This window comes from Nocardioides sp. (genome assembly GCF_050699375.1).
Lineage (GTDB): Bacteria > Actinomycetota > Actinomycetes > Propionibacteriales > Nocardioidaceae > Nocardioides.
The window spans coordinates 1-6,646 of the sequence record NZ_JBOHDN010000189.1; the positions used below are offsets into that span (position 1 = coordinate 1).

8 protein-coding genes are annotated in these 6,646 nt (G+C 68.7%); 2 read left to right on the forward strand and 6 right to left on the reverse strand.

Features of this window, described 5'->3' with window-relative positions:
• On the forward strand, positions 1-860 hold an 860-nt coding region (locus tag ACRDPS_RS14020; protein WP_431502260.1), incomplete at its 5' end, for an HNH endonuclease signature motif containing protein.
• A gap of 760 nt (positions 861-1,620) precedes the next feature.
• On the opposite strand, the gene ACRDPS_RS14025 is transcribed toward ACRDPS_RS14020, so the two are convergent.
• The 3 genes from ACRDPS_RS14025 to ACRDPS_RS14035 form a co-directional block, all read right to left on the reverse strand.
• On the reverse strand, positions 1,621-1,905 hold the full coding sequence (locus tag ACRDPS_RS14025) for a hypothetical protein (protein ID WP_431502261.1): 285 nt from the start codon (positions 1,903-1,905) through the stop codon (positions 1,621-1,623).
• A complete protein-coding gene (locus ACRDPS_RS14030; RefSeq protein ID WP_431502262.1) occupies positions 1,902-2,096 on the reverse strand; it encodes a hypothetical protein in 195 nt (64 codons plus the stop codon). Before ACRDPS_RS14030 ends, ACRDPS_RS14025 begins: the two co-directional genes overlap by 4 nt.
• Before the next feature lie 89 nt (positions 2,097-2,185).
• Positions 2,186-2,818, reverse strand: coding sequence for a MerR family transcriptional regulator (locus tag ACRDPS_RS14035; RefSeq protein ID WP_431502263.1), 633 nt, complete (start codon positions 2,816-2,818; stop codon positions 2,186-2,188).
• Between the two features lie 88 nt (positions 2,819-2,906).
• Between ACRDPS_RS14035 and ACRDPS_RS14040 the strand changes: the two genes are divergently transcribed.
• On the forward strand, positions 2,907-3,455 hold the full coding sequence (locus ACRDPS_RS14040) for a DUF4188 domain-containing protein (RefSeq protein ID WP_431502264.1): 549 nt from the start codon (positions 2,907-2,909) through the stop codon (positions 3,453-3,455).
• Between the two features lie 3 nt (positions 3,456-3,458).
• Here the strand turns inward: ACRDPS_RS14040 and ACRDPS_RS14045 are convergent, their stop codons facing one another.
• The 3 genes from ACRDPS_RS14045 to ACRDPS_RS14055 form a co-directional block, all read right to left on the reverse strand.
• Positions 3,459-5,180 carry an MFS transporter gene (locus tag ACRDPS_RS14045; protein ID WP_431502265.1) on the reverse strand — a complete coding sequence of 574 codons (1,722 nt, stop codon included), beginning with the start codon at positions 5,178-5,180 and terminating at the stop codon, positions 3,459-3,461.
• Positions 5,177-5,896, reverse strand: a complete 720-nt coding sequence (locus ACRDPS_RS14050; protein WP_431502266.1) for an LppX_LprAFG lipoprotein — start codon at positions 5,894-5,896, stop codon at positions 5,177-5,179. The genes ACRDPS_RS14045 and ACRDPS_RS14050 overlap by 4 nt, the downstream gene beginning before the upstream one ends.
• Positions 5,897-5,925: 29 nt before the next feature.
• Positions 5,926-6,646: DNA gyrase C-terminal beta-propeller domain-containing protein (locus tag ACRDPS_RS14055; protein ID WP_431502267.1), on the reverse strand; the 721-nt coding region annotated here is incomplete at its 5' end.

Sequence of the window (6,646 nt, forward strand, 5' to 3'; positions counted from 1 at the left end):
CCAACCCCATCGCCACCGGCGAGGACCTGACCCTCGCGGCGAAGCTGCTGGTCGACTACGCCACCACACTGACCGCCAACGAGCTGCGGATCGTCGGGAAACGGATCCTGGCCGAGATCGACCCCGCCCGATTCGAAGACGCCGAAGCGAAGGCACTGCTCGCCGAGGAGGAACGAGCCCAGCAGAAGACCGCACTCCGGGTCTGGAACAACCACGACGGCACCATCGGATTCAACGGAGTCCTCCCGATCTCCATCGGAGCCCGGTTCAAGACCCAAGTCGAGGCCTGGGCCCAACCACGCAAACAGCGGCTGGTCGACAAGGGCGCCCCACTGCCACCGTGGGAGAGGTTGATGGGACAGGGCTTCGCGCGGTTGATCGAGACCATCGACCCCGCCGCCCTCCCCAGGCACGGCGGGGACGCGACCGTGGTCAACGTCGTGATCAGCCTCGCCGAGCTCCGCAAAGACCTCGGCACCGCGCTGCTCGGTTTCGACGAGACCAACGGGTACACGATCAGCGCGGCGGACGCCCGGAAGATGGCCTGCAACGCCACCATCATCCCCTGGGTGTTGGGTAGTGATGGCCGGGTCCTCGACGCCGGCCGCGACAGCAGGTTCTTCCAGCCCATCCAGCGCAAAGCGCTCCGGTTGCAGCAGACGTGCTGCCAAGCCGAGGGCTGCGACATGCCACCAGAATGGTGCGATGCCCACCACCTGACCGCGTGGGCACTGGGCGGGAAGACCGACCTCAAAGACGGGGTGCTGTTGTGCCCGCACCATCACCGTCTGGCCCATGCTCCCGGTTACACCCACGAGCGATTGCCGGACGGGACGATCAGGTACACTCGCCGACCCTAGCCCGGCTCAGTCGAGATCAACCTGCAGCGTCCGCTTCGACCATGGTCGATAGGTCCGCCGCACCTGCGCCGCCGCGCCTAGCCAGGCCCGTCAGCGTTGGTCCAACCTGGCGAGACTCGGTTGCAGCCGCTGAGAAACCCGCGTCCGCATGTCCCGTGCGGACGTGCGGACGTGCCCGCGTGCCCGCGTGCCCGCGTGCTCTGTGGCCGTGTGCCCGTGTGCCCTGTGTCTGGGTGACCGATCAGCGGGTTCTGTGGCCGTGTGTCCTGCGCTGGTACATGAGCCATCGAACCATCGCATCGAGCATCGCAAGTGCTCGAGCAAGACCGGACAGGCTGGTGTCATCGCGCCTCAAGGGCGCAGGGACTTCCCCACTGATGCGGAGATTGCCCCACGCTGGTGAATCTTCCCCACGCGCCGGAACGTGGGGAAGATCTCCGCGGGTGGGGGAATGTCCTGAAGAGTGGGGGACGTCCGGAGTCCCGTCGTCAGGCGATCATCCGCTGCCCAGGCTCGGCGGGCCTGCATCAACGGGGGCGATCTTGTGAAGGCTTCATAAGGTGTCCTCGGCTTGTGCAGGCGCCCGCGACACCCTCGCCCATCAAGACGCACCGACCAGTATCGCCAAGCTCGTGCCCAACCAGGGACGCTGTGGCAAACAGCACCACGGACCAACGGCCGATTCCGACTGCGGCCCCAGCCGTGCGACCCGGAAGGGCCATCAGGGCTAGGGGCCGGCACGGGCTAGAGACCAGCGCGGTTAGGGATGAGCGCGGTCGATGTACGGCATCGAGTCTCTGTCGACGTCGCCGTCGCCGGCGCCGTCGGTGGTCTTCGGGCGCTGGGCGTTCGGGGAACGGTGGTCGCCGGGGCGGCCGAGGGGGAGTCCTGGGACGGACATTGTCGTTACCCGCTCGCGGGCCAGGCCTACGCCTGCGCCGGCGACGTTGCGTACCTTCTCCAAGGACTCTCGGGGGTAGCGGCCGAGGACGTAGCCGGTGACGCCGCCCAGCGCGAGGATGAACAGATTTCGTTTAGTCCTCACCGTCGCTCACCTGCCTGGAGCTTGCGGATGGCGACGGCGACGGCGACGACGACCGGGACGAGCGCCGTGGCTATGGCGGTGATCCGCTTGACCCAGGAGGTCTCCTGCCACTTGGCGCGGGGCGTCGTGCCGTTCCATATCGAGTGCTGGGCGGTGTGGTCGCGCTCGCCGGTGATCGTTGAGTACGTCATGTCAGATCTCCTTGTACGTCGGGGAGGCCTTGGTGGTCCCGTACCCGTCGTGGGACCGGTTCATGCCCACATTCGCCAACGTCCGTGAGTCAGCGGCGCCCTGCGAACCGTAGGGCGCTGTGGTGTTCGTGGGCCAGGCGGCGCAGGCAGAGCAGGAACTCCCCGAGGACGACCTGGCCCAGGACCATCTGCTCCATCATGGTCTCGCGGTCCTGGGTCGCATCGACCTGGTCGAGCTCGTAGCTCGCGATCGCATCGATGGCACGAAGGTAGTTTGCCGCGCCCTCGGGGTCGGTGCGGATGTCGCTGTCCAGGATGACCTTGATGATGCCGGCGAGGTGGTCGCGCTCGGGGGCGTCCGACCTGATCTTCGTCCAGCCGGCCTGGGCGACGAGCTGGTCGGCGAGATCACGGGTGAGGTCGCCGCCGGCCTCGGGGATGGCGTTCTCCATGCGGAGGGCGTCGCAGGCTTCGCCGAACATCTCGTGGACCGACGTGCTGCGGTCCTCGGTCGCCTCGACGAGTGCCTTGAGCGCCCCGACGGGCACGGCGCCGACATCACGCAGCACGCGGAGCAGGCGCAGGCGGCGTACGTGGTTGTCGTCATAGTCGGCGAGGCGCTCGGCGATCTTTCTTCCGGGGCGGAGCAGGCCCTCGCGTACGTAGTACTTGATCGTGGCGACACTCACGCCGCTCGACTCGGCTAGCTCGGAGATCCGCATCGTTCCTCCGGGAACAGGGTTGACAGCGCGCTGGATAGAGGCACTATCCTATGCTAGATACTTTCACTATCCAACAAAGGGGATGGGCATGTCGAAGATTGCTCGGGCCTATCGGGAGGCCCCGAAGAACGTGCCGGACGGCGTCACACCTGGGCACAGCGTCGCCGACGTCGGTGCGGACGATGTCGTGGTGTTCCTGATCGGGATGCGCGTGCACCGCTGGCACAAGGTGCGCAGCTGGTTCCCGGCCTTCGTCGCGATGCCGCGGATGCTGGCCCAGCTCGCCAAGGACCCCGATCTCGGGCTGCTCTCCGTGCGCAACTACTGGTCCGGGCGCACCGTCATGACGGTGCAGTACTGGCGCAGCGTCGAGGAGCTCGGACGGTTCGCCAAGGACCCGGGGCTCGCGCATGCTCCCGCGTGGGCTGCCTTCAACCGGAATGCGGCGGCAACCGGCGATGTCGGGATCTGGCACGAGACCTATCGGGTGCCGGCCGATCAGGTCGAGACGTTGTACGGCAACATGCCCGCCTTCGGGCTCGGGGCTGCGCTCGGGACCGTCGAGCGGGCTGCCGGGCGGCGGAACCTGACTCACGAGAAGATGAAGTCCACGCGGCCCGAGTATGTGGAGTCGTGAGACTCAGAGGGCGGTGACGGTCTCGCTCGGCGCGAGGGCACGGGTCGGCGCACCGCGCAACAGCACCACCGACAGCAGCGCGGCGATCCCGGCGCTGATCGCGGCCCCGGCGAAGACGGTGTGCTCCTGGGCGATGGCTGCGCCGATGAGCAGGTCCTGATACTCCGAGCACATGCCGTTGCCGGTGCAGACCTCCGACAGTGACGGCAGATCGGCCTGGGCGGCGTAGTAGCTCCGCAGACCGATCGTGGTCAGGGCCGAGATTCCCACCAGCATGCCGACCATGCGGGCCACGACCGTGAAGGACGTGGTCAGGCCGTGCATGGACTGTTCGGTGGTGGCCAGGATCGCGGCGTTGACCGGGGCCAGCGCCAGCCCGAACCCGAGGCCACCACACACCAGCACGACCGTTGCCCACGCAGAGCGGAGCGCGTCGGCATCCCAGCGGGCCATGAAAACGAACGCCACGGCCGCCAGCAGCATCCCGCCACCGGCGATCACGCCCGCGGGGAGCCGCCGGGTCAGGAACCCGCCGGCGACGGCGCCAACCGGCAGCGCGACCAGGAACTCCAGCAGCACCAGCGCCGCCTTCAGCTGGCTGTCCCCGTAGATCGTCGTACGGGCGAACAGCGGCACATCGATCAGCGCCGCCACCAACGCGGCGCCGACGAAGAACGAGACCAGCACCGAGCCCCAGGCCGGCATCCGGGCAAAGGCACCGTGCGGCACGATCGGGTCCTGCGCCCGGCGCAGGTGGAAGACGAAACCCAGCAGGGCCAGCCCGGCGGCGACCAGATACCAGGTGCCCTGCTCGGAGAAGACCGCGACCTCGGGGTCGGCGGTCGCGAAGGCGAGGATCACCCCGGCCAGGCCGATCGAGAGCAGCAGCGCTCCGAGGAGATCGACCTCGGCCGAGATCCGGCGAAGAACGCTGCGTACGCCTGATTTCAAGCCCCACTTCAACAGGGCGGCGAGCGTCGCCACGATCGTCACCAGACCGAGCGGCGTCAGCCAGCGCGACGACCCGGCCGTGGGCACGTAGAGCGCGCCCCAGGTCAGGTCCTGTACGAGGCTGGCCGGCTCGATCGCCAGCAGCACGAACGCGGTGCCGGCGATCAGCAACAGCGGCGGCGCGACCAGGTCCGGTCGTCGCCCACGTCCAGGGGCGGGAGGCTTCGCCCGGCCCAGCCGCCGGATCGCCACCGCCAAGACCGCCCCGACGACGAGGTTGAGCAGGAAGATCGCCCGCCAGTCCGCGACCGCGAGCACCGCCGCGCCGATCAGTGGCCCGAGCACCGAGCCCAGCTCCTGGACGGCCGAGACCAGCCCGAGCGGAACCCCACGGCGCTCGGCGGGATACAGCACCGCGACGAGCGCCAGGGTCGCCGGCACCAGCGCGCCGCCGCCCAGCCCCTGGAAGAAGCGACCCACCACCATCGTCGTCAGGTCCCATGACAGGGCCGTCAGGAACGAGCCGAAGGCGAACACCACCAGCCCACCCACGAGCACCGGCAGGTGTCCGAGCAGGTCCGCGAGCCGTCCGATCAGCGGCAGCACCGCGACATAGCCCAGCAGGAATCCCGAGATCAGCGGCGCGGCCCGCTGCAGCTCCTCGATCGAGAGCCCGACGCCCGCCATCATGTCCGGCAGGGCCAGCACGACCACGTAGGTGTCCGCGGCAGCGAACGCTACCGCGATCGCAGCCAGCCACAGGACCGCCTTCACGGCTTGGTGATCTCCTTCTCGACGCCGTACTCGCTCACGTCGATCGTGTAGGAGTACGCCGCCTCGCCCTCGCCGCTGAAGTGGCCCTTGATGGTGGCCTCGGTGAGCTGGTCGGTGTCGTTGACGATGTAGGTGACGTCGAACTCTCCGGTCGCGCCGGCGAGGATCTTCTTGACGGCTGTGTCCGGCAGCGTGCCGGTGTAGGTCGAGAGGATCTCGTCGTTGTCGGCGCCGCCTCGGACGGACTTGCCGATCTTCAGGTTCTCGGTCGCCGCCAGCAGCGAGGAGATGCCGGTCTCGGGCGCGATCAGGGCGGCCGGGTCGGGGACGCCGTAGTCGGCTGGGTCGAGCTCCTGGAACGCCGTCGTGAACGGCAGCTTCGCGTAGACCACGTTGTCGACCGAGACCACGTCGACCTGCGCCTCCGTGCCCATCACGGGCACGGTGAGCTTGCCCTCGAAAGCGGGCTTGCGGGTCAGCGTCCCGGTCGCCTTCTTCAGTGTCGTGATGCCCTCGGGCAAGTCGTCCGAGGCGATCGAGAAGTTGATCCCGCTGGTCTCGTCCAGGCTCTTCTGCGCTGCCGCGAGCACCTGCTTCGGCGTACGTCCCTTGGTCGGGTCCTCGTCACCGCAGGAGGTCATCACGAGGAGCGCGGCGAGGACAGCGATGAGAGCGAAGGCGAGGCGTGGCAGGTTTCGCCCCAGAGTCGTGAGCATGCGGGTCAGGATGCCACGCCCTCCCACCCTCAGTCAGCCGAGGGCGGGAACATGTTGGCCACAGGACCGGAGACCGCGTCGATCGGCTGCTCCAGCGGCACCCCGGAGCCGTCGCGACGCGGGTCGATCTCGGGCAGCTCGATCGGTGCACCGGAGGCAGCCGCGGCCATCGCAGGCGCGGCCCCGACCCAGGCGAAGACGAGGGAGTCCTCGCCCTTGAGATAGCGATGGGCACGTACGCCGCCGGTGGCCCTGCCCTTGGCGGGGAACTCGCTGAACGGGGTGGTCTTCACCGAGCCTGCCTCGGTGCCCGGCAGCGCTGAGGACGACCCGGACACGGTGACGACGGCCGCGCCGTCGGGTGCGTCGGGGGAGACCACGCCGAAGAAGACCACGCGGGAGCCGTGAACCATGCGCACGCCGGCCATGCCGCCGGCGCTGCGACCCTGGGGACGTACGACATCGGCGGGGAAGTGGAGCAGCTGCGCGTCGGAGGTGACGAAGACCAGTGCCTCCGTGCCGGTGCGCAGCTCGGCCGCGCCGACCACCTCGTCGCCGTCGGCGAGCTTGATGACCTCCCACTCGTCCTTGTTGAGCAGGACCTCGGGGTTGACCCGCTTGACGACACCGAGCTTGGTGCCGAGCGCGATCCCGGGGCCCTCGGTGGCCAGCGTCGTCAGCGCGAGCGCCTTCTCGTTGGACTCCAGGGAGAGCAGCGCGGAGAGCGGCAGCCCACCGGACAGGTTCGGG

Bases quoted from the DNA above. Each gene is read 5' to 3' on its own strand.
- ACRDPS_RS14030 (WP_431502262.1), bottom strand. From the start codon at position 2,096: ATGACGTACTCAACGATCACCGGCGAGCGCGACCACACCGCCCAGCAC.
- ACRDPS_RS14035 (WP_431502263.1), bottom strand. From the start codon at position 2,818: ATGCGGATCTCCGAGCTAGCCGAGTCGAGCGGCGTGAGTGTCGCCACG.
- ACRDPS_RS14040 (WP_431502264.1), top strand. From the start codon at position 2,907: ATGTCGAAGATTGCTCGGGCCTATCGGGAGGCCCCGAAGAACGTGCCG.
- ACRDPS_RS14050 (WP_431502266.1), bottom strand. From the start codon at position 5,896: ATGCTCACGACTCTGGGGCGAAACCTGCCACGCCTCGCCTTCGCTCTC.